The sequence below is a fragment of the Methylomonas sp. genome, from assembly GCF_023228165.1.
GTDB lineage: Bacteria > Pseudomonadota > Gammaproteobacteria > Methylococcales > Methylomonadaceae > Methylomonas.
In genome coordinates, this window is record NZ_JALOBS010000036.1 from 1 (window position 1) to 22,338 (window position 22,338).

Genomic DNA, 22,338 nt, shown 5'->3' on the forward strand with positions numbered 1-22,338 from the left:
TTCGAAGCCTTATTTTAGTAAGCATGAACGTCCGCTTTCGAGCAGCACCCATGGGCCGACTAAAATTTCTTTAGGTTGGCGATTGACTGCTAATGGCCGGGTCTTGCCTGCCAGTTCCTAAAAAACTAGAAAATTCGAACGACAGGTTTCGGGTTTAATTCAGTTTAAAAATATCCCGTTTCGTCTTTATTTGGCTGCGTTATGGTTGGTGACCTCTTGAAGTCACAGAACCTCAACGTCAATGGCTATCAATTCAATTGGATTAAAGCTAACTTGGCAACTCAGCCTATTCGCAGTACGATAAGATCGTTAAGCAAGGTTGGAGATCACCAATGCCCTCGTTTTCATCACACTCATGTCGCTTAAGACCTTCAACTATGCCGAACCATACTGATTCCGTAAATTCGGTATTTTCTGGTCATCATGCCACGGTCAATTGTCTCGAATGTAATCGATCCATGGTACCCAGGGTTGTTAAGTATTATGGTCAGCCACTGCGATCAATCTGTCCGTTTTGCGGTGCAACTTTTGCGAAGTTTTCGGGGGGATTTCAGCAGTTTTTTCAACGGTTTTCCAAGAAAATTGTTTCGTTCGATGCTTTTAAACGAATAGCCTTGGTTGCTGCTGGCTTTGGTTTGATTTGGCTTCTTGCAAAGATGGAAATAATCCCTCGCGAGATGGAAGCCCTTGGGATATTTGGTAGCATTATTTTCAGCGCATTCGGCCTCGCCGAACTTTTTTATCAAACGATCGAATTCATTGCGAAACAGTTTTCACACAACAGTCGCTATTACTGGTCGGCTACAGCTTTGATCGCAATTCTGATTCTGTATGTTAGAGATGATTTAACCCGTTACGTTGTAATGGCTTCTTTTCTTATGATAGTTAGATGGATACTGGCTGGTTTTGCAGTCGCGAGAAGTCACTCTCATTGAAAGTTAATAGTTTATGCGGCCACGCGCCCGATTGTAATTTCCAATTTGATCGATTAAGTCCATACGACCTTGACCAGCCGCGCTTTTAAGTAGCTTGGCGATATCATTACCTTCGATACTGCCTTCCTCATCTATCAACTGGCTTTTAGCAATACCAAGTGTGCCGCCATACTCTCCGGCAACAGCAATCCCCGCAAAGGCTTCAAACATCGCGGCACGATAATAAGTTTGCTGAGTCGGAGTTAATTTATCTGCAACTTCATTTACTCTTTGATCTGCCCATACTTGAGAAGCCTCCTTAAATCCAGAATACGATTGGTTTGAAGCGTATTTTATTGAATCCCAAACTCCCATTCCTTGCGCTTGAGATTGTTGAACATATTCTGCAAACTCCTTGATATGTTGATTACTAACCGACCCTAATGCTTCCAAATTTTTCGCGGAGTTATAAAGACTGCCCCCTAGATAATTGTAAGAAGCCTCTGCAGCAGAAGGCGTGTCATTGGCCGCAGCCGCAATCGATTGCCTAAAATGCTCGACTTTGACATTCGCCAATTGCCCAAAACCATCTTTTGAATTTTGTTCACGCTCAGCTAGGTTACGATCGTGTTGTGCTTCAACACGAGCTTCGCCACCGGCAATTTTTCCCGTCACTGAACCAATCTGTGCCTGAGCACGCTGATTTAGCGATTCGGTTTCAGCGCGAGGGTCTTTGAGATTGGCCTGTTCGACGACTGATTGAACCTTACCAGTTTCCGGTGCATTGGCCTTCAGCGATTCGTTCCGGCTGGCATCCCAGCTTTGATCGGCCTGCGGCGCATTAAACGCATCGCCCAACAGTTGATAACCCGAGACTTGGGCCAGATGCGATTGTTGATCATCCATGGTCCGGTAGGTGGGCGACGAAAAACCGGTCAATAACGACATGCCGGCGGTGGCATAGGCTTGATCGGCATCGCTGATCCAACCGGCAGCTTTCCATTGCGATGCCAGCCGTTGCGTATCGCCGCGCAAGCCGTATTGATCCAGCGTCCGATCCAGGCGTTCCATCAGGCCGGGGTCATGGGCGATTTTGTTACCTGTTTCTGCCGCACCGAAACTGGCTTGTGTCCCGAAGCGTTGTTGGGCCGATAGGGTTTGTTGATAGGATTCGCTGGCGGATACCGCATCCGTTGCGCTGTGTTGCAGTGATGACAACGATTGATTTTGTAATCCCATGGATGCGACGTTTCGGGTGCCGGTTTGCGCATCCATTGCCAGGCTTTTCGCCAACCCCGCTTGATAGCCCTGACTGTCGTTGACGGTTTGGCTGATGTCGGCGGCAATGGCGTCGGACTTGTCCTGACTGACTTTGAAATCGTTCTGCAAGCGTCCGGAGATTACGCCACTGAGTTGGTCATTACCCAACTTGGCACCGGCATTGGCACTGCCGGCCACCAAGGCCGAGAACTGATCGGCGGATATGCCGGTATCGGCATGTTTCTTGGCGAAAGCTTCACCAAACTGACGGTTGTAGGCATCGGTATAACTGGAGCTGCTGGCAATCTGATTACCCAGCGACCGGCTGTCAAAGGCATCGTTAGTGATGCTGGCCGACTTCGACGCCGTAGACGACACACTCTGCATGAAGCTACTGGTCGCCTGTTCCGAAGCGCTGTAGGTCGACGATACCGCCGCGCTCATGTCCTTGCCGGCGGTAAAGGTCGGCAGCACCTTGTCGACGCCCGTTTGCGTAACCGCCGACAATGGACTGTATTGATGTTGCGCTTGCGCATTCAAGACCGGCGCCGGACTTATCACGTCGGGCGTGGCGATTTTTTCGTTCACGTAATCGCCGCCGTCCATCCGTCCAAGGAAATGCGTGGCGGTCACTGCCCCGCGATAAATCAGCATCAAGGTAATGGCCGGCGTTGAAGCGGCCAACATACCACCGATCGACAGCCACTGTTGCAACTCCATGTCCAACTGGTAAATGCCCATCATCGACGGCAGGTTGTAGGTAGCCGTGGTCAGCGCCGCCATTTTGCCGGCGGCTGACATTTGGATGAACAAATTGATCACCGCCAGAATCGGCATCCACAATTGGATCCACAGCAGCATCGAGAAGTAGCCGATATTCATCCGGATACCGACATTGCCCAGCATCACCACAAACGCCATGATCGGTGCGATGGCATAACTTAAACCTTCGATGAAGGCCATCATCGGCCGGACGATCTTGGCAAACAGGGTTTGTTCGGCCGCCCATTGGGTATTGCGTTGTTGAATGGCTTGTTCGACCATCGCCGCTTTGTTCCAATGCAAGCCGTCTTCATGCCGGCCGATGACGCCTTTCTCGAACATCGGCATGATCGCCGACATCAGCATGTAATCGGCGGCATCGACTACGCCGGGGCCGGCCAACGCATCGAAGGCATCCTGGACTTTCGGCACGGTGTCGGCTGCCGCCGGTACGCCCAAGGTCGGTTGCAACAACCCTTCCAACGCTGTCGCAAAATTGCCATTGGCCACCACACTCAAATCCGCCCAAGCATAGGTGCAGGTTTTGGTTTGCGGTTGACCACCAACATAGATTTGGGTCATGTAGATGTCGGAATCAAACCTGATCGCATTCAACGGATCGGCATCGCGCAAGATGGCATCCACCGATTTTTGATTCAGATCCACACCGGTCAAGGTACATTCGCGGACATAGTTGGCAAACGAGGTTTCCATATCGCTGCCAGCATTCGGTGCGTTAGCCGCACCTAGATTCACCCGCGACAACAGATTCTTCCGCACTGCGGTCAAGGTCTGCAAACTGTCGGCAAAGCCATTGCCGGTCATCGACGGTGTGCCAAAGCCTTGCTCAAACAATCGCGTGGTCCGATAACCCATGTTGGACATCACACTACCCACCACCGCAGGTCCCAGCGGTACGTTGTCGACTACCACCACGCTGCCGGTATAGGCATCCTCGATCGACACCCGTACCGACGGCGCATACAGCATCAACCACAACACGTAGGCCAGCAATAAATCCTGATAGCGTATGCCCCGGCCATCCCATTGCAACAACGCCCTGAGCATGACGATGATGACGCCGATCAAGCCGCCGACGGCCGCCGCGGTGCGGTAATCACCGGTCCCGGAAATCATAGCGATCGCATTGAGGACAGCTTGCAAATAGGCGGAATCGCCCACGGAGAAGATTTCAAACATGGACGACCTGCCTTTTAATGAAAGAGGGAGAAATGCATCGTGGGGAGGACGGGGAATGAGCGTTTAAGGACTTGGCCACGCCATCCCGGACGCCGGCAACTGTGCCACGGTACCGTAGTGTTTCGGCTTCACCGTGGCCATCAATTGCTGGTAAAACGCCATCAGGGTTTGCGGATTGCCATAACGGCCGGCGATGGTGACGTATTCGTCCTGGATTTGCTCTCTTGCATCCTTCAAGGCATCCATCAGCAATTTGGCATAGGCATGGTCGTTCATGTGTGCAGCGGCTTGCACGGCGTTCAGCAAATCGTTAACGATCAGCTGTGCCAATTCCAGGGCAATCACCGGCGCCGCTTCTTCGGCCCACAGCTTGGCAATGCCGGCATCCTCCCTCGCCAGGTTATGGATCATGCCGCCGATGGCATCCGGCACGGTTTGCATGAAGGCTTTTTCGCTATCGGTGATCTGGCCGCTGTTGGTTGAGAATTTGTAGATCAAGCCGTTGCCGGAATTGGCAGACCCAAGCAGAATCTCCATCACCCGTTGCTTCATACCGACCAGATTGACGTTTTGGACGATGGGTTTCAGACATTGATCAGCATCGTGGCCATCCGAACAGCTATACAGCCTGACGGTTTGATAACTGTTACCCGCGTCGTTGCCGTACATCAAATCCTTGATCCGCAACACCGGCGGCGGCGCGCTGATGGCATTGTTCTCGCCTTTGCCGTCGGGTGCCACTTGTGGGGCGTCGACGATCACCGTGCCGGAAATACTCATCGCCGCTTCCAGCAAACTGTTGCCGCCGAAACGGAACCAGCCGCCGGCGTTCTGATTGACCAAAGCCCGCCAGACTAGATTGCCTTGAATGATCTTGGTCATGTCGGCCGGGTCGTTCTGCTTGATCTGCTGTACCGGATCGCCCAAGGTGCTGGTATTGGTCCAACTGGAAAATACATCCGAAATGCCTTGGGTAAACGAGGCATTGGACAGATTGGTTTTGCTCTGTAGATCGAAAGCTTTAACCGTGTCGTTGACCAGGCCCTGCGCCAAACGGCAGGAGTTGCTGAACATCTGGTTCATTTCCTGGATTTTCTTTTGCAGGTCGGTCATCACCGACGCACACCAGGGACACATGGCGCCCACGGCGAGTTGGAATGCATAGCCTGAGGCATTGGCGGCGACATTGCGCAGCAATTGCACGAACTGGTTGAAGTTGATGAAGCTGAAGCTGCCGGCAAACAAATCGATGCCGCCACAGCCGGCACTGAACGACGGCGGTACGAACGACACCAGATTGGTGTTGGTGATGCCATTACGCGCCACTAAGCTACCGCCGGTAATCACGCCACGGCGTTGCCCCAAATGCGCGGTCGGGGCCGTGAAATTGGTCATGGTGCCGAACATGCTGTCCATTTCCTGTTGCAGGTCGGCATAGGCTGGAACGACACTCTCAACCAACAGAATCAATACTAATACCTTGCGATATGGGTAACGATAGCGAAATCGATATGAATACGACATCATGGTGTACTCCCCCTTTGCGCACTGCGTTGCAATTCCTGGATCAGTGACAATGGATCTTGAGTGACCGCAGGGCTGATGCTACCGGCGGCCGGTAACAACATCGGTGTATTACGAATACCTTGGGTGGTTTGATATTGCGAAGCATCGATCCAACCGGCTTCCTTGGCGGCCAGCAAAATCCGACCGGTGATTTCTTCCAACGACAAGGCACCTTGCGCCAACGGTACAATTTGCTTGGGCGGTTTCATCAGAAACAGCGCCGGGGTTTGTTCAACCCCCAACATCGCGGCTTGCCCTTGATCGCGTTTGAACTGACTGAAAAAGCCGTTCGGCATCGGTAAGCCATCCAGCGACACGGGATAAATCTTGAATCCGTAGGCGTTTTCCAGCATCGCCAGAATCGGCGCCTGCACATGGCAGTACGGGCAATCGGAGCGGAAGAAAAACAATAGGCCGGCTTGGGCGGCAACCGCTTTCAAGGCGCGCTCGGCCACCACGCCGGCCTGATGATTGGCTTCATTGGCCGCATAAGTTGCCACCGGACGGCGCACGGTTTCATCCAGTTGCGGATCGGACATCACCACGTAACGGGCGGCGTTGGTAAAGCGTTCGGCCTTATCCATCATCACCCGTTGCAGGTAATAAAACGCCGCCACATTCTCGGGACTCGGATCGTCGATCGCCTGGTTCAGGTAATGCTCGAGGTTTTGCTTCAACCAGGCCGAGGACAGCGGTTGGGGTTCCGTAGAGGGCTTGGCTTGTGTTTTGGGTTCAATGTCAGCTTGAACGACGCTGGGCGGTTTGATGTCAGGCTTGGGTTTTTCCTGATCCGCTTGAATTTCGGGTTGCGATTTTTTAACCGGCTCCGGCAGCACCTCATACCAAAACCAGCCACGTTGTTTGTCTTCGAAATACGACACAGCCGGCCTGTCGACAGACGCATCCCCACAAACCGCCGATGCCGGCAGTAGCAGTACGAGCAAAAAGGGATGCAGAGCGTGTTTTGGGTTCATAGCTCAATTGTCTACGACACCCAAGACCTGGTTGTCATCGAAATCGCGATAATTTTGGCGATTTCGACAAAGCGGTCGAAAAAAGTACCCCTGTGTTGTCGGTATCGACGAAACCGCCGAAATTATCCTCCTTTCGCAACCCTGCCTCGGGCCCGAATCTCTAAAATCCGACTCGGAGTTCTGAAATGTGCCGCAAAAACCTAACAACGCACGGAAGGCTGAACGCCATGCACAATCGGACTTTGTGGGTTAGGCCCTGGTCATGACTACACACGGGAAAACCTATTTAGGGTTGTTGCCCAAAAGCCTGTATAGGTAAACACCACCGAAAATATCAGGCCAGCACTAACCGGCAAGCCTTTGCCCGTCATGGGTTAGCGTGGGTCGTGACGGTGTTAGGTCATTGCCTCGATTTTTGACGCTGCCGGAAACATTGAATAGTCATCATCAAACTCACTAGGTTTTTTGCCGCGAAAAACCTGTGGTTAAGGATAGGTTTTTTTTACATGAATTTGTTAAATGCAGAGCACGATGAATCGGCATTAGCTGATGAACGCGTGATTGAGTGGCTGGAAGCCCAGGTTGAGAGTTTGCATGGCCAAGCCCGCATGCTGGTCGATGATTATTGGCGACGCGTTAACCTGGAACGCAAAAAGCATCCGGCATCGCTACGCGGCAGAATGGGGGTGCGCATCCGTCGGAGGGAAAGCGCTTATTCGTTCACCATCGAGTGGTTTCTGATCGCCTCGCTATCGATCGACGGCAAAACCAAACCGGTCACCCAGCACATCAAAAAAGGCAAAGGCTATCGCTATCCCTTGCAGCATATTCTGAAAAAAGAACCGGATTGGGAAGTCTCGCTAGTGGAGGAATTTGAAAACGAGTTTGTCGATCTGCGCAAACAAATCGATTTATTGGGCAAGTTCCGCGATGCATTTCATCGCTGTCGGCAAAGTTTACGCGACGCTCTCGACTGAAAGTTATCCACAGGGGCGTAGCCCCTTATTAAGATTAAAAAAAGATTATAAATAGATTAGCACCCGATTTTTCGAGTCATTGAAAATCGCTGTAGGCCACGCCGAACATGGCTTACAGCGATTTCAAAAAATTGACGAAGCGTTAGTCGAATGCCGTGTGTTTTGTCAGCCGAATGCCGTGCTTTGCGTTAGCCGAATGCCGTGGGGTGTCAGTCGAATGCCGTTACCTTGTTAGCCGAATGCCGTGCCTCTGTCAGTCGAATGCCGTGTACCCGTCAGCCGAATGCCGTGTTGGGGCGGCATCGACCGGGCTAAAAGTGCGTCAGTCGAATGCCGTGCCATTTTGGTTAATGTTGCCTGAGTTCGAGATGCCGTTTTTGCGTGGGTGTGGGTTGTTTTTTGACCTTGACGACATCCTCATCGATTTCAAAGCGCTCAATAGCGCCGATAGTGACCAAGGCCTGCAAGGCTTTGCGCATCCGCAGTTTGAAGTCGCGGGGATTTTGGGTGCTACTGCCGCTGAGCTGATAAAGCGTTTGCAGTTTCAACGGATACGGTGCGGCATGCGACGACAGGAAGCCATGCAGCCATAACGCCAGTGGACGTTTACGCAATTGCTGTCGCTGTTCGAATTCGATATGGGTGTAACCGTCTTCGAACAGTCGTAACATCGACTCGGTCAGTTCCACCACATAGCGCTGAGTGATTTCGTCGCGGTGGTAGCGCAGAAAGCCTTTTTCACCAAACGTCTGCCGACCGTGGTAGGTGATTTCAACGAAGGCGCCGCCTAAACGCGCCATGGATTCCTTCAACCATTCGTGCTGACTTTTGCCGGTCGATCGGCCTAACGCCATCAGCAGCGCGTGCGCACTGAAGGTGACGCTAAAGCCCGGCAATTGCATTCTGGACAGGTGCACGATCTGCATCCAGACGTCCAGATCGGACTGATTGAGCTGAACGCCCAGATAACGGACTTCGATGCCCTCGACAGCGGCCAGTAAGGTGCGCTTTTTGTACGCTATCCGCTCATTGCCCTGCACACCAGCAAACAACGCACTGCGCAAACAGGCATTCGGGGTGCCGCGCATACCGGCTGGCCAACTGGGAAGTGTCGCTAGCGACTCCACGCGTCGGGGCTGGGCTTTCTTGCGTTCAGTCAATGACTGGAAGCGTTCGGTCAAATTGGTCAGTGACGTGACGGTATTTTGCGTCATACCCACCTCACTTTTTCAAACTGCGGGGATCGCAGTGCGTGGATGGCGAAGTCACCGGCGGTGGATTTTGCTGGAGCATCTCGCGCTCTACGTCTGTCAGGTCCAGTTGATGATGACAGTATTTGCGCCAAGCCCGTTCCAGGGTCATGGGGTCGGGCGCTTCGGCGCTTTCATTTCTGACGAATTCATCAAGGGAGGAATCCGTTATGGTTGACTCTACCGGATCCTCGCGTCTGACCACATGTTCGATGGATGAGGTACACCATACCGAACCACCCAAACGACTGGGCTGTCTAGCGTGGTCGAGGCGCCAGGCTAACGCGGCCGGTGGAACCAGCGATTCAATGGCGGTTTCGCTGACTAGGTCAGACGGCGCGGGTAAGGTACTACAGCCCATACAGATCAGGATGGGAATTAGTGTGCTAACGGGGGTGTTTCGGATACTCATGTCGTCTCCAGTCGATTTTTGAAGACTCAACACAGTAAGCATTATTTTTTAGGGCTCGTCATCGAAATCGCGATAATTATTGCGATTTCGAAGATGACCTCGAAAAAAAGTTAGGCATGATGGGTCGCCATGAAAACTCATCACTCTTCATTCCGGATTCCTTGGCTGCAACGTTGGTTTGGCATTAGTCAACCTGCGCCTGAGCCTTGCCCGGCCATCCAGGAAGACGAGATTCCCCGTTACCCGCCCTTCATGAAGGGGCTGCCGGCCGCGCCGGTGGCCCGCATTCTCGGTACCCAAACCGAGCTGATTCAGACCATCGAACAGACCTTGGCGCTACCGGACGCGCTGTTTCAAAGCATCGTATTGCCGGTGATCGCGCGTTACGCCGCCTTCAGTCATCTGCTACCGGCATCGGAATCCCATCACCATCGGGGAGCTGGCGGCTTGTTTCGGCATGGGCTGGAGGTTGCGCACTGGGCGACCCTGGCGTCCAAAGACTGTCTGTTCGCTACCGATGCCACCCCTAAAGTTCGAAAATCCCTGGAACTGCGCTGGCGACTGGCTGTGTGTTTTGCCGGGTTGCTGCATGACATCGGCAAACCGGTATCCGACATGGCCGTGGTCGACCAACAAGGCGAACACACGTGGAATCCTTGCGATGAAAACCTGACGGATTGGGCTAACCAGCATCACATCGAGCGCTATTTTTTACGCTGGCGAGAGAATCGGCATAAACGTCATGAACAGTTTTCGGCCCTGGTCATCGAGCGGGTTTTGACCCGCGAATCACGTGCCTTCATTCTGGAGCCAGGCCCTGAGATCATGCAAGCTTTGTTGGAAACCATCCATGGTCTGGATCGGGGCTCCAAATGCTATGCACTGGTGATGGCCGCCGATTGCATGAGTGTGGAACGGGATTTGAAGGCCCACTACCACGGTTTGGAATCCGCGATGGGCATGCCGGTTGAACGCTACCTGTGCGATGCCATGCGCCGTTTGATTAAATCCGGTCAATGGCTGGCTAACGAAAAAGGTGCCAGGATTTGGCGATTCGAAGACGGTCTGTATATCGTCTGGCGCACCGCCGTTAAAGAAATCCTGAGCCTGTTGGACAAAGATCATATCCCCGGCATCCCGCGCGATGAAGATACCCTGGCGGATATTTTGATCGAACGCGGGCTCGCGATTCCAAAATCTCTACCCAACGGCGGACGGTTTCGTTATTGGCGGATGCAAACCGAGACCCTGAATGGCAGCTTGTTCATGTTGCGCTTGGCCTCGATCGAGCTGGTGTATAGCGGTGAACCGCCGGTCGCTGTGATCGGTGCCGAAGTGAAGGATGAAACCGAGTCACCTGCTGCTGATCAAATCCCGTTAGTCTCCCAGTCTACGAGCGAACCTAACGTCAAGGTCGGCAAGCGGCGAAAAGTGAAGGCGCATGATAACCCGGTCAAAATCACCGCAGACGAGCCCAAAAGTGAACACGTCGCTGAACCCATCTTACCCGCCGATTTAGCGGCAATTTTGGCTATGGATGCGCTGGCAGACAGTGGAAGTGGGTTGAGCGGTCATGAAGATGACGTCGTGAAGGATACGATTGGACAACACCTAAACGACACCGCCTCAAATGCATCAAGCAGCGACGCGAAAAGCGTGATTGAAGTCGAGTCAGACGCCCTTGCACCGAACAATACTCAGCAAGATCAAAGCGACGTTACCCGACACTGGCTGGCATCGCAAGGTCAAGCTGGGCACTGGCTGATTCAACTGGCCGCCATTGTCACGGCTGAACACTGGCGCTGGGGCACGGATATTTTGGAGGTGCAGCAACAGTGCTTGCTGAGTTTTCCCAAAACGCCGGATGCACTCAAGCTGGAAGCCAATCAGTTTATTCGCGTTCTGGAGGAAAAAGGCTGGTTGGTGACCGATGTGCTTTCGCCTATGCGTAAGGTCAGAGAGATCCAGCAGATCCGTGGCGTACTTCTCGCCAGTGAACCAAGCGGCATGTTCAAACAGCTTTTGGCCAACACCACCATACCCGATGTCTATCGGCCTCAACCGATTGAATCAGAGTTGTCAGTTCAGACACGGGAACAGAATGCCGAGCGCACGTCAAAAAACACTCCAAAGCCATCAGCGCTTTCACCCAGTACGCCAGGAATCAGCCAGGAAATTCCTCTCGATGCCAAACCCTTGCTGGACAACGCCACACCCCAGTCAGCTTCAGTGGTACCCCACAACCCAGAACACGTGCCTGCCAAGTCGTCCAAAGCGAAATCGGACACGGGCACCCACAAAAAGCAGCACTACCGGCAAGCCATCAGACACTGGATGGACGAATTGCAACAAGCACCCGCGCGAATGGCAGTTACTGGGGATGACTCAACATGGCTTGAAGTGGACGAACAGTCGATAGCGACTTTTCTGAGTAACACACCCGGCTTGACCCGCACCCAGTTAATGCGAGAACTTGCCAGTCATGGTGATTTCCGAAGTGTCGGTACCTGTTTACAACTGCGGCCTACGCCATGAAATCCGATTACGACTACCAGTTTCCCTGGCGGCCCATCTTCGAGGTGTATGCCATCTCGGGCTGGCTAGGCGGTGCCGGTCTGGCGCATTTCACGAGTCGCTGGTCGGGCTTGCCGCCTGAGCCTTTCGATTGGTTGATGACGGCGTGCGGAGTCATGGCGTGTTGGCGGATGTCACCGGCGCTGAGTCTCTGGTACCGCAAACGCCGGTTGCGTCAGTTTCGATTCCAATACCTGGATGCCGAAAAGCTGGTAGCGATGGTGAAACAGCATCCCGAGGCCTTGTGGTTCGGCTGGGGATTCGATTGGGTGCAAAAGCATGCCCAGTTGGCCTACGAGATTTTGAAACGGGATGTCTCGACGCTGATTCCGAGCGATCATCAACGCATGGGATCGGCCTGGATACATGGACTGGAAGTGTCCGAAGGTGATATTCGCCAGCCCTTGCAGCATACGGCCGGCCATACGCTGCTAGTCGGTACCACTGGCGCCGGTAAAACGCGCGCCTTTGACGTGTTGGTGACGCAAGCCGTGTTGCGCGGCGAAGCAGTGATCATCATCGACCCCAAGGGCGACAAGGACTTGATGGCCTGCGCCAAACGCGCCTGCGCCTTGGCCAAGCGTCCGGATCGTTTCGTGTATTTCCATCCGGCGTTTCCGGAAGACAGCGTGCGACTCGATCCCTTGCACAACTTTAACCGGCCTTCGGAAATCGCCAGCCGCATCAGCGCCATTTCACCCAGCGAAAGCAGTAACGACCCGTTCAAGGCATTTGGGCAAAAATCGCTGGATAACGTGATTCAGGGTTTGATGGTGATCGAGGAACGGCCTACCTTGGTGAAACTGCGCCGTTATTTGGAAGGCGGTCCTTCGACGCTGGTGATTCAGGCCTTGGAACGCTATTTCGACAACAAACTGGGGCATTGGCGGCAAGAGGCGCGGCCTTACCTGAAAAATGCCAAGGAGATTGATACCAAAGCGGTGGGACTGGTGCGATTTTACCGGGAAGTCATGCAGTACCAATTGCCTAATCTGGATTTGGAAGGCTTGTTGTCCTTGTTCGAACACGACCGAGCCCACTTCAGCAAGATGGTCGCCTCCTTGATTCCGATCATGAACATGCTGACCTCGGGTTCCTTGGGACCTTTGCTGTCACCGAATCCGCACGACGTGGATGATTTGCGTCCCATCACCAATACCGGCCACATCATCGAAAAAGCTCAGGTCGCTTACATCGGCCTGGACTCGTTATCGGACGGCATGGTGGGCAGTGCTATTGGTTCGATTCTGTTGGCGGATTTGGCCGCTGTTGCCGGCGATCGCTACAACTACGGCGTCTCGGACCGACCGGTGAATGTGTTTGTCGACGAGGCGGCGGAAGTCATCAACGATCCCTTCATTCAGGTGTTGAATAAGGGCCGGGGCGCCAAGATTCGGCTGTTCATTGCCACGCAAACCTTTGCCGATTTTGCCGCCCGTACCGGTTCCCAGGACAAAGCGCGGCAAGTGCTGGGCAACGTCAATAACCTGATCGCGCTCAGGATCATGGACAGCGAAACCCAGCAGTACATCACCGACAATCTGCCGAAAACCCGATTGAAATACATCATGCGCACCCAAGGCGTAGCTACCAGTGCGACCAATCCCACGGTGTTTTCCGGCAATGTCGGCGAACGCCTGATGGAAGAAGAAGGCGATTTGTTTGCGCCCCAGCTACTCGGACAACTGCCTGACTTGCATTACATCGCCAAGTTATCCGGCGGCCGGATTGTCAAGGGCCGCTTGCCGATTCTGCGGTCGGCACAAGATCATCGTGGCGCGGGCTCATGACGCGCAATCTGTTGTTCAGCCTGATGCTGTGGCTACTGGAAGTGATCCTGGTGGCCAGTTTTGTGTCCGACCGCTGGACGCGTGAACTGCAGCGCTCGGAAGACCAGATGATGATCAGCTACTTTGGCGCCGATAAAGAATCTCAGATCAGCCACACCGCGCAGCGCTGGTTTGATCGCTTGTTCGTCACCACCGGCATTCGGGAAAGCGTTTTCCGCTACTTCATTCCGACCGAGCGCGAACGCCAGATGTCCAGAGGCTTCGAGGATTTGGGGCGTAACGATTTGTTCCCCTTTATCGAAAGCCGACTCAACGTGCTGTGGGACACGATCTTTCAAATGATCAAGCGCCTGACTACTGCTTATATCTGGTTGCCCTACCTGGCGGCTGCCATGCTGCCGTTTGTCGTCGACGGACTGGTGCGGCGCAAGATCAGCCAGACCAATTTCGATTACCCCAGCCCCATGGCCCATCGCTACAGCCTTTACCTGATTCTGGGCGCGCTGTATCTGCTACTGGTCAGTTTGACCCTGCCGTTTCCGATTCCGCCACAAGCCGTGCCGGTGGGCGTTTTTGTCGTCGCCTATGCCGTGAACGTGCTGTTGGCCAATACGCAAAAGCGGATTTAGCCGGACAAGCCTGGCGTTCAAAACAGGTTCATTTAAATCTCGTGACAATCTCGCGGGGCATTATGCCCGAAATAACTCATAAATCTGCTTAACTCTATAGTCGTAAGCTTTAACGCCACGCTTCAGTCACAATAACGCATTGTGGCGCTCAATTATCCGAATTTCAGCAATTAGGCTCAGGGTAGTGGTTTATAAGCCAGCAGTCCGGCCAGAGTTTCCATTAGTTCGCCACGGGGATGGTTCCTGAGCCAGACAAGCGCGATTTTGCGGCTGGGCCGTTGACGGATGTTGATATAACGAATGTCCTTATCGTCGGGCTGAACAGCGACGGATGGCATCAGCGTGACACCGACGCCGTTTTTGACCATGAAACGCAAAGTTTCCAGGCTGGATGCCCGGAAGTCGTGTTCCACGAATCGGGAAGGATTGCACAACTTCAAGGCCTGATCGCGCAGGCAATGACCCTCGTCCAGTAACAGCAGATTCTCCTTGGCCACCATGTTTAGGTCTACTTCCTCCAGATCAGCCAGTGGGTGATCTACGCCAACTGCCAAAGTAAATGGGTCTTCAAATAGTATTCGACATTCCAAAGAGTCATGTTCTACCGGCAGGGCTAGTAAAGCCGCGTCCAATTTTTTGCCGAGCAGCAATTCGATGAGCGAATTGGTTTTTTCCTCGAGCAGTTGTAACTTAATATCCGGATAGTGTTGCTTGATGCGGAATACATACTCCGGCAGCACGTAACTCGCCAGAGAAGGAAACGCCCCAAGCGACAGCATGTTGCGATGCCGAGCACTGGCGTGGATGGCGATTTGCCGAATGCCCTGAACGTCGTCGAGAATTCTTCTCGCAATCGGCAAAATCTCTTGGCAAGTTTCCGTCACTTCCACGCTATTTTTCTCGCGCACGAACAGGTCTACGCCCAAATAATCCTCTAGTTTTCTGATCTGAGTGCTCAACGTTGGCTGGCCGATCGAACATTGGTCGGCCGCCTGACTAAAATTTCTTAATTCCGCTACCGCCACCAGGTAGCTCAAATCACGCAAGTTCATCGCTAATTATTCCCTACAGTGTGAGTTGTTCGGCAAAAAGCCGGCCGATTTTAAATAGTACCACCTTGCGATTGCAGTCTATTGATTTGAAAAATGGGGCTATCGATGAAATGAATTTCAAAATAACTGCATAATCCAGTTAAATACATCCGCCGAAATGATCAATTAGCGGATTTTGAATCCGTTGCTTCGTCCACTACCAATAGAATGTTCGATAAAAATCGGCGGTGTCTTATTGATCGCTTCTGCTACCTGAAGCGCCAACTGCATGATTTTTAGCATTCACCTACAACCAGGAACAGAGGTGTACCATGAAAACCAAACAAATTTTCCTGGCTTCCGCATTGGCGGTAGCCATATCGGCAGCTTTGACCGCCACTCCGGCTCTTGCCGAAATGCAGCCGACAACCAACAGCTTTTGGTGGCCGGAGCAACTGGATCTGAAACCGCTACGCCAGAACTCAGCCGAGTCCAATCCGCTCGGTAAAGCCTTCAACTATGCCGAACAATTCAAAACCCTCGACCTGAAAGCGGTCAAAAAAGACATCGCCAATGTACTGCATACATCTCAATCCTGGTGGCCGGCCGACTACGGTAATTACGGGCCGTTTTTCATTCGCATGGCTTGGCACAGCGCCGGCGTCTACCGCATCTTTGATGGCCGCGGTGGTGCGTCTGGCGGTCAACAAAGATTTGAGCCACTGAACAGCTGGCCGGACAATGTCAATCTGGATAAAGCGCGACGGCTGTTGTGGCCGGTCAAACAAAAATACGGCGCCAAACTGTCGTGGGCCGATTTGATGGTACTGGCCGGTAACGTCGCGTTGGAAGACATGGGCTTCAAAACCCTCGGCTTCGCCGGCGGCCGCGCCGACGATTGGGAAGCCGAAAACGTCAATTGGGGCATGGAAAAGAAATTTCTGGCCGACGAACGCCATGACGTCAAGGGCGAGTTGGCGAAACCGTTGGGGGCCACGCAAATGGGGCTGATTTACGTCAATCCGGAAGGTCCGGGTGGCAACCCCGACCCGTTGGCTGCCGCCAAGCACATCCGCGAAGCCTTCGGCCGCATGGCGATGAATGACGAAGAAACCGTGGCGCTGATCGCCGGTGGCCATACCTTCGGCAAGGCACACGGCGCGCATAAACCCGACGAATGCGTCGGCAAGGAACCGGCCGCCGCCGGCATCGAGGAGCAAGGCTTGGGCTGGGCCAATAAATGCGGCAGAGGACATGGCGCCGACACCGTCAGCAGCGGCCTGGAAGGCGCCTGGTCGACCAATCCGACCCGCTGGACCCACGACTATCTGACCTGGTTGTACACTTTCGATTGGCAGCAAACCAAAAGCCCGGCCGGCGCCACTCAGTGGATTCCGAAAGACGGCAAGGGCGACAACTTCGTGCCGGACGCACACGACAAGACTAAACGCCATGCGCCGATCATGTTCACCACCGACCTGGCGTTAAAAATGGACCCGGAGTACCAAAAGATCTCCAAACGTTTTCTGGATAACCCCAAGGAGTTTGAAGCCGCGTTCGCTAGGGCCTGGTTCAAACTGACCCACCGCGACATGGGACCGAAGGCGCGTTATGTCGGTGCCGAAGTACCGGCCGAGGATTTTGTCTGGCAAGACCCGATCCCAAAAGTCGATCACAAGTTGATCGACGCCAAGGATACCGCCAAGTTGAAAGCAGCGATTCTGGCCTCGGATTTGACCATTCCGGAATTGATCAGAACCGCCTGGGCATCGGCTGCGACTTTCCGCGGCACCGATATGCGCGGCGGGGCCAACGGCGCCCGGATTCGACTGGCGCCGCAAAAAGATTGGGAAGCCAACGATCCCGCCGAATTGGCGAAGGTGTTGGCTAAACTGGAAGCCATCCAAGGCGACTTCAACCGTTCCTTGAAAGGCGGCAAGAAAGTGTCGCTGGCCGACGTGATCGTGCTGGGCGGTTCGGCGGCAGTGGAAGAAGCCGCGAAGAAAGCTGGCTTCAAGCTGCAAGTGCCGTTCAAACCGGGGCGGATGGATGCCTCGCAAGAACAGACCGACGTGCATTCCGCAGCGGTGCTGGAACCGAAAGCCGACGGTTTCCGCAATTTCTTTGCCAAGGATAACGCCCATTCGCCAGCGGAAATGCTGGTCGAGCGCGCCAGTTTCCTGACCTTGAGCGTGCCGGAAATGACGGTGCTGGTCGGCGGCATGCGGGCGCTGGATGCCAATGCAGCTCACGTCAGACACGGAGTCTTCACCAGCAAGCCGGGCACGTTAAGCAACGACTTCTTTGTCAACTTGCTGGATATGTCCACGCAATGGAGCAAGTCGGCGACCGAAGGCGTTTACGAAGGCAAGGACCGCGCGACCAACCAACTCAAATGGACCGCAACGCCGGTGGATTTGATCTTCGGTTCCAATTCCGAGTTAAGGGCGGTGGCGGAAGTCTACGCCTCCGAAGATGCCAAGGAAAAATTCGTGCAGGATTTTGCTAAGGCCTGGGCCAAAGTGATGGACTTAGATCGTTTCGACAATCGCTGATTTAAGCTTGCTTGACACCCAACTTGACTGCAATCAAGTCAAGTTGGGTGCCTAGCTAAACCAAATGACTGGAATATCTCAAGAGTCTGACGATCGAGAGTTTTTAATCCCAATGTCTTCATTCCTTACAATAGCTTCTAACTCTTTCAAGCAGACTGGACATAAACATTCATCGTAAAGTTGCCGGACATACTCAATCGTTTCAAAGGACAAACAAATGTTCGAGCAATCACAGCGATGAATGCGATTAGCCTTGCAAACAAATTGACGCTGACAACGCGGACATTGTTTCGCTTCATGTTTACTATCAAAATTATTGCTGAACAAGAGTGCCCTCCAGTGGAAAGTCAGCAATCTGAAGCGCATTACTCCGTACTTCAAACAGCCGATTTATAGTAGCCGTCATGATTGATAATCGACTCGGTTTTGTAATTCCGAGCGTTTTCGACGGTTACTCCCAAACCAAAGCCCCACCGGTCTGATATTCGGTAACCCGAGTTTCGAAGAAGTTTTTCTCCTTGCGTAGATTGGCCTGTTCGTCCAGCCACGGCAGCACGTTGGCCGAGCCGGGGAAGGGTTCGGAGAGACCTATTTGCCTGGCCCGGCGGTTGGCGACGTAGCGGAATTGCTCTATGTGCAAGCCGGCGTTGTAGCCCAGAATCGGGTCGCGCAGGATGTAGCCGGCGTAAGCCGTCTCGGCGGCTTCGGCTTCGTCCCACATTTGCCGTAGCGCTTGCGGATCGAGGGTTAGATTTTCCTCATCCAATAATTGCCGCACCACGCGGATGCCAAACGCGCAATGCAGCACTTCGTCGCGCATGATGTACTGCAATTGTTCGGCGGAGCCCTTCATCAAGCCGCGCCGCTGCAACGCAAACACCGGGCTGAAGCCGTTATAAAACCAGGAACCCTCGAACACGGCGGCGAAGAACAGATAAGCCATCGCAAATTCATGCAACGCGTCGCGGTCGGTCAACGGCCGCCCGGATTGCAACACGCCGTGCAGGCGGCGGTTGGCGAGCGCGATTTTGCCATGGATTTCCGGCACCACTCGGTAGCGGTTGTAGATTTCGCGCTGGTCGATCCCCAGGGTTTCGATGCAATGCTGGTAAGTCCAGGTGTGCAGCGCTTCCTCGTAGACTTGGCGTGCCTGGTAGATTTGCAATTCCGGCGCACTCATCTTTTCCATTACCGCCAGGCCGATGTTGCGCATCGCCAAGATGTCGGAGGTGGTTAAGTAAGCCAGCACGTTTTCGAACACGTGGCGTTCGGCCGGCGTCAATTTATGCTGGTAATCGTGCACATCCTGCGCCATCGAGATTTCCAGCGGTGTCCAGTGGTTGCGGTTGGCGTTCAGGAAAAACGACCAGGCCCAGGGGTATTTGAACGGCGCCAATTGGTTAATGTCGGCCTGGCCGTTGACCACTCGTTTTTGCTCGGCATCGATGGGCGGCAAACTCGAGTTCGTCTCAACCGTATTGATCGCATTATCAGCGTCGGCAATCGGACCGGATCGGGCCACCGTTCTAAGTTCATTCGCATTCCCAAACCGATTGCCGCTCGAAGCCGGCAGCGCCGGCTGATCCCAATCGTCAAATTTCAGCGTCGGCTTCATTGGCAGGCCTCGCAATCAGGATCGGTAATCGAGCAAACCTTGGGCGCCGCGTCGTCGCCGCCCGTTTTCTCCATCGCCGTCGCGCCCAAGGTGCGCAGGTAATAGGTGGTCTTCAAGCCGCGCTGCCAGGCCAGTCGGTATATCTGATCCAGCTTGCTGCCGGTCGGCGCGGCGAGGTATAGATTCAACGATTGAGACTGATCTATCCATTTTTGCCGGCGAGCGGCGGCTTCGATCAGCCATTCCGGGTCGATTTCGAAGGCGGTGGCGTAGCGGGCCTTGATGTCGGCCGGCACCCGCTCGATGGCCGCCAGCGAGCCGTCGAAGTATTTCAGGTCGGCCACCATCACCGCATCCCATAAACCCAGCGTTTTCAATTCGCGCGCCAGCGCGGCATTGACCACGATAAACTCGCCGGACAGGTTGGATTTGACGTATAGATTCTGATACACCGGCTCGATGGCCGCCGACACGCCGACGATGTTGGAAATGGTCGCGGTCGGTGCAATCGCCACGCAATTGGAATTGCGCATACCCACCTGAGCAATGCGTTGACGCAGCACGTCCCAGTCGAGCCGCCCACCCGCGACCACGCCCAGATCGCCGCGCGTTTCGCTCAAGCGGGCCAGCGTATCCGGCGGCAACAAGCCTTGCTGCCACAGACTGCCGCTAAAGCTGCTGTAGCGGCCGCGTTGCTCGGCCAAATCGGCCGAGGCTTGATAAGCGTAATAGCACAGCAATTCGGCCGAATAATCGGCGAATTCCACTGCGTCCTGGCTGGCGTAAGCGAGCCCCAGTCGGTGCAAGCAATCGGAGAACCCCATCATGCCCAGTCCGACCGGACGGTGGCGCAGGTTGGCGTTGCGCGCCTTGGGCGTCGCGTAAAAATTGATGTCGACGACGTTGTCCAGCATCCGCATCGCTGTGGCGACGGTGCGCTGCAATTTGTCGGTGTCCAGTTGCCATGCGCCGCCATGCTTGACCAGGTGGGCGGCCAGATTTACCGAGCCCAGATTGCAAACCGCCGTCTCGTCGGCCAAGGTATTCAGCGTGATTTCGGTGCACAGGTTGGAGCTGTGAATGACACCGGCATGCTGTTGCGGCGAACGCAGATTGCAGGCATCCTTGAACGTGATCCACGGATGGCCAGTTTCGAACAGCATGGTCAGCATCTTCCGCCAAAGCTGCACCGCACCGATGCGTTTATACAATTTGATCTCGCCGCGTTCGGTCTTGGCTTCGTACGCTTGGTAGGCCTCGGCGAAGGCCGCGCCGTATAAGTCGTGCAAGTCCGGCGTATCCACCGGCGAAAACAAGGTCCAGTCGGCGTTATCCCGTACTCGTTGCATGAACAAATCCGACACCCAGGCGGCGGTGTTCATGTCGTGGCAGCGGCGGCGCTCGTCGCCGGTGTTCTTGCGCAGCTCTAGAAACTCCTCGAAATCCAGATGCCAGTTTTCCAGATAGGCGCACACCGCGCCCTTGCGCTTGCCGCCCTGGTTGACCGCAACGGCGGTGTCGTTGACCACTTTTAAGAATGGAATCACCCCTTGGCTGTGGCCGTTGGTGCCTTTGATGCGGCTGCCCAAAGCCCGTACCGGCGTCCAGTCGTTGCCCAGGCCGCCGGCGTATTTTTGCAGCAGCGCATTTTCCTTGATGCTTTGGTAAATGCCGTCCAGGTCGTCGGAAACCGTGGTCAGGTAGCACGACGACAATTGCGGGTGGCGGGTGCCGCTGTTGAACAAGGTCGGCGTCGAACACATGAAGTCGAAGTTCGATAGCAGACGGTAAAACTCGATGGCTCGCGTTTCGCGGTCGATTTCGTTTAGCGCCAAGCCCATCGCCACCCGCATGAAAAAGCACTGCGGCAGTTCGATGCGGCGGCCGTCGACGTGCAGGAAATATCGGTCGTACAGGGTTTGCAGGCCCAGATAATCGAATTGCAGATCGCGCTCGGCCAGCAATGCGCCACCCAATCTTTCCAGATCGAACTCGGCCAGACGCGGGTCCAGCAGTTCGGCGGCGACGCCAGTCGCGATGAAGTCGGCAAAGCAGTCGACATAGTGTTCGGCCATGTCGGCTTGTGTCAACGCCAAGCCGGTCGCTTCCAGGCGCAGATTGCTCAACAGCAAGCGCGCGGCGACTTTACCGTAGTCCGGTTCGATTTCGATCAAGGTGCGCGCCGCCAGAACCAAGGCCTGGCGCACCGCCGCCAGCGGCATGCCGTCGTAGAGATTGTTCAGCGTTTCAGCCCACACCCGGTCGGCATCGACGCCCGCCAAATCCGCGCAAGCCTCTCGGCACAGCGCGCTGAAGGTCTCACTGTCCAGCGGCCGGCGTTGGCCTTGGTCGTCTACATACAAGCTGGGTGCGACATGCTCGGGCGCTTGTTGAGCCGCGCGCTGAGCCGCGTGCTTTTCCCGATACAGCACATAAGCACGGGCCACGTCGTGGGCGCCGGAACGCATCAACACCAGTTCCACTTGGTCCTGAATATCCTCGATATGCACCGTGCCGCCGCCGGGCAAACGCCTTGTCAAGGCCTCGACCACGCTAGTCGTAAGCTGCGCCACTTGGTCGCGGATGCGCGACGAATTGACGCTGTGCTGGCCTTCCACGGCCAAGAAGGCCTTGGTGATGGCGATGCCGATTTTTTCCGGCTGAAACGCAACCACGGCACGGTTGCGGCGAATCACCTCCAAGCCGCTATCGGTTGGATACGCGGGGGTGTGTTTAACGGATTCGACAGGGCCGGGATAAAAACTGGCGGGTTGAACGGCGCTATCCATGTGTTTCTCCACAAGGGGAGCGGGGACATGAAGCCGCAAC

At 54.5% G+C, this 22,338-nt stretch carries 15 protein-coding genes; 6 read left to right on the forward strand and 9 right to left on the reverse strand.

The annotated features are described in order from the left end of the window. The first annotated feature begins 377 nt into the window (after window positions 1–377). On the forward strand, window positions 378–935 hold the full coding sequence (locus tag M0R33_RS20360) for a hypothetical protein (RefSeq protein WP_292573657.1): 558 nt from the start codon (window positions 378–380) through the stop codon (window positions 933–935). A 3-nt stretch (window positions 936–938) separates the two neighbouring features. Here the strand turns inward: M0R33_RS20360 and M0R33_RS20365 are convergent, their stop codons facing one another. The 3 genes from M0R33_RS20365 to M0R33_RS20375 all read right to left on the reverse strand — a co-directional run bounded on the left by M0R33_RS20365 (window position 939) and on the right by M0R33_RS20375 (window position 6,676). Continuing rightward, window positions 939–4,136 (reverse strand): conjugal transfer protein TraG N-terminal domain-containing protein, encoded by a 3,198-nt coding sequence (locus M0R33_RS20365; RefSeq protein WP_292573659.1) that lies wholly within the window; start codon window positions 4,134–4,136, stop codon window positions 939–941. A 63-nt stretch (window positions 4,137–4,199) separates the two neighbouring features. Further along, window positions 4,200–5,663 (reverse strand): conjugal transfer protein TraH, encoded by a 1,464-nt coding sequence (locus M0R33_RS20370; RefSeq protein WP_292573661.1) that lies wholly within the window; start codon window positions 5,661–5,663, stop codon window positions 4,200–4,202. After that, window positions 5,660–6,676 carry a conjugal transfer protein TraF gene (locus tag M0R33_RS20375; RefSeq protein ID WP_292573662.1) on the reverse strand — a complete coding sequence of 339 codons (1,017 nt, stop codon included), beginning with the start codon at window positions 6,674–6,676 and terminating at the stop codon, window positions 5,660–5,662. The genes M0R33_RS20370 and M0R33_RS20375 overlap by 4 nt, the downstream gene beginning before the upstream one ends. A 506-nt stretch (window positions 6,677–7,182) precedes the next feature. Here M0R33_RS20375 and mobI point away from each other — a divergent pair. After that, window positions 7,183–7,653, forward strand: a complete 471-nt coding sequence (gene mobI / locus M0R33_RS20380) for a conjugative transfer protein MobI(A/C) (protein ID WP_292573663.1) — start codon at window positions 7,183–7,185, stop codon at window positions 7,651–7,653. A gap of 347 nt (window positions 7,654–8,000) precedes the next feature. On the opposite strand, the gene trfA is transcribed toward mobI, so the two are convergent. Further along, on the reverse strand, window positions 8,001–8,867 hold the full coding sequence (trfA, locus tag M0R33_RS20385) for a plasmid replication initiator TrfA (protein ID WP_292573665.1): 867 nt from the start codon (window positions 8,865–8,867) through the stop codon (window positions 8,001–8,003). A 7-nt stretch (window positions 8,868–8,874) separates the two neighbouring features. Further along, complete coding sequence (locus M0R33_RS20390; RefSeq protein ID WP_292573667.1) at window positions 8,875–9,315, reverse strand: hypothetical protein; 441 nt, start codon at window positions 9,313–9,315, stop codon at window positions 8,875–8,877. Between the two features lie 129 nt (window positions 9,316–9,444). Here M0R33_RS20390 and mobH point away from each other — a divergent pair, with 129 nt between their 5' ends. The 3 genes from mobH to M0R33_RS20405 are packed head-to-tail and all read left to right on the forward strand — an operon-like array spanning window position 9,445 to window position 14,308. Beyond that, window positions 9,445–11,850 (forward strand): MobH family relaxase, encoded by a 2,406-nt coding sequence (gene mobH / locus M0R33_RS20395; protein WP_292573669.1) that lies wholly within the window; start codon window positions 9,445–9,447, stop codon window positions 11,848–11,850. Next, window positions 11,847–13,679 carry a conjugative transfer system coupling protein TraD gene (traD, locus tag M0R33_RS20400; RefSeq protein WP_292573671.1) on the forward strand — a complete coding sequence of 611 codons (1,833 nt, stop codon included), beginning with the start codon at window positions 11,847–11,849 and terminating at the stop codon, window positions 13,677–13,679. The genes mobH and traD overlap by 4 nt, the downstream gene beginning before the upstream one ends. Next, complete coding sequence (locus M0R33_RS20405; protein WP_292573673.1) at window positions 13,676–14,308, forward strand: DUF4400 domain-containing protein; 633 nt, start codon at window positions 13,676–13,678, stop codon at window positions 14,306–14,308. Before traD ends, M0R33_RS20405 begins: the two co-directional genes overlap by 4 nt. A gap of 176 nt (window positions 14,309–14,484) precedes the next feature. On the opposite strand, the gene M0R33_RS20410 is transcribed toward M0R33_RS20405, so the two are convergent. Beyond that, window positions 14,485–15,360, reverse strand: coding sequence for a LysR substrate-binding domain-containing protein (locus tag M0R33_RS20410; protein ID WP_292573675.1), 876 nt, complete (start codon window positions 15,358–15,360; stop codon window positions 14,485–14,487). Window positions 15,361–15,671: 311 nt separating this feature from the next. Between M0R33_RS20410 and katG the strand changes: the two genes are divergently transcribed. After that, the gene (katG, locus tag M0R33_RS20415) at window positions 15,672–17,894 is read left to right on the forward strand and encodes a catalase/peroxidase HPI (protein ID WP_292573678.1); all 2,223 of its coding nucleotides are present in this window, start codon (window positions 15,672–15,674) and stop codon (window positions 17,892–17,894) included. 78 nt (window positions 17,895–17,972) lie between these two features. On the opposite strand, the gene M0R33_RS20420 is transcribed toward katG, so the two are convergent. The 3 genes from M0R33_RS20420 to M0R33_RS20430 all read right to left on the reverse strand — a co-directional run bounded on the left by M0R33_RS20420 (window position 17,973) and on the right by M0R33_RS20430 (window position 22,298). Then, window positions 17,973–18,260: a cysteine-rich CWC family protein gene (locus M0R33_RS20420; protein ID WP_292573680.1), complete on the reverse strand. Its 288-nt coding sequence runs from the start codon at window positions 18,258–18,260 to the stop codon at window positions 17,973–17,975. A gap of 85 nt (window positions 18,261–18,345) precedes the next feature. Beyond that, complete coding sequence (locus M0R33_RS20425) at window positions 18,346–19,509, reverse strand: ribonucleotide-diphosphate reductase subunit beta (RefSeq protein WP_292573682.1); 1,164 nt, start codon at window positions 19,507–19,509, stop codon at window positions 18,346–18,348. Further along, entirely contained in the window at window positions 19,506–22,298 is a 2,793-nt protein-coding gene (locus M0R33_RS20430; RefSeq protein WP_292573684.1) for a ribonucleoside-diphosphate reductase subunit alpha, read from the reverse strand. Before M0R33_RS20430 ends, M0R33_RS20425 begins: the two co-directional genes overlap by 4 nt. Window positions 22,299–22,338 lie beyond the last annotated feature (40 nt).

Bases quoted from the DNA above. Each gene is read 5' to 3' on its own strand.
- M0R33_RS20360 (WP_292573657.1), top strand. From the start codon at position 378: ATGCCGAACCATACTGATTCCGTAAATTCGGTATTTTCTGGTCATCAT.
- M0R33_RS20365 (WP_292573659.1), bottom strand. From the start codon at position 4,136: ATGTTTGAAATCTTCTCCGTGGGCGATTCCGCCTATTTGCAAGCTGTC.
- M0R33_RS20370 (WP_292573661.1), bottom strand. From the start codon at position 5,663: ATGATGTCGTATTCATATCGATTTCGCTATCGTTACCCATATCGCAAG.
- M0R33_RS20375 (WP_292573662.1), bottom strand. From the start codon at position 6,676: ATGAACCCAAAACACGCTCTGCATCCCTTTTTGCTCGTACTGCTACTG.
- mobI (WP_292573663.1), top strand. From the start codon at position 7,183: ATGAATTTGTTAAATGCAGAGCACGATGAATCGGCATTAGCTGATGAA.
- trfA (WP_292573665.1), bottom strand. From the start codon at position 8,867: ATGACGCAAAATACCGTCACGTCACTGACCAATTTGACCGAACGCTTC.
- M0R33_RS20390 (WP_292573667.1), bottom strand. From the start codon at position 9,315: ATGAGTATCCGAAACACCCCCGTTAGCACACTAATTCCCATCCTGATC.
- mobH (WP_292573669.1), top strand. From the start codon at position 9,445: ATGAAAACTCATCACTCTTCATTCCGGATTCCTTGGCTGCAACGTTGG.
- traD (WP_292573671.1), top strand. From the start codon at position 11,847: ATGAAATCCGATTACGACTACCAGTTTCCCTGGCGGCCCATCTTCGAG.
- M0R33_RS20405 (WP_292573673.1), top strand. From the start codon at position 13,676: ATGACGCGCAATCTGTTGTTCAGCCTGATGCTGTGGCTACTGGAAGTG.
- M0R33_RS20410 (WP_292573675.1), bottom strand. From the start codon at position 15,360: ATGAACTTGCGTGATTTGAGCTACCTGGTGGCGGTAGCGGAATTAAGA.
- katG (WP_292573678.1), top strand. From the start codon at position 15,672: ATGAAAACCAAACAAATTTTCCTGGCTTCCGCATTGGCGGTAGCCATA.
- M0R33_RS20420 (WP_292573680.1), bottom strand. From the start codon at position 18,260: ATGCGCTTCAGATTGCTGACTTTCCACTGGAGGGCACTCTTGTTCAGC.
- M0R33_RS20425 (WP_292573682.1), bottom strand. From the start codon at position 19,509: ATGAAGCCGACGCTGAAATTTGACGATTGGGATCAGCCGGCGCTGCCG.
- M0R33_RS20430 (WP_292573684.1), bottom strand. From the start codon at position 22,298: ATGGATAGCGCCGTTCAACCCGCCAGTTTTTATCCCGGCCCTGTCGAA.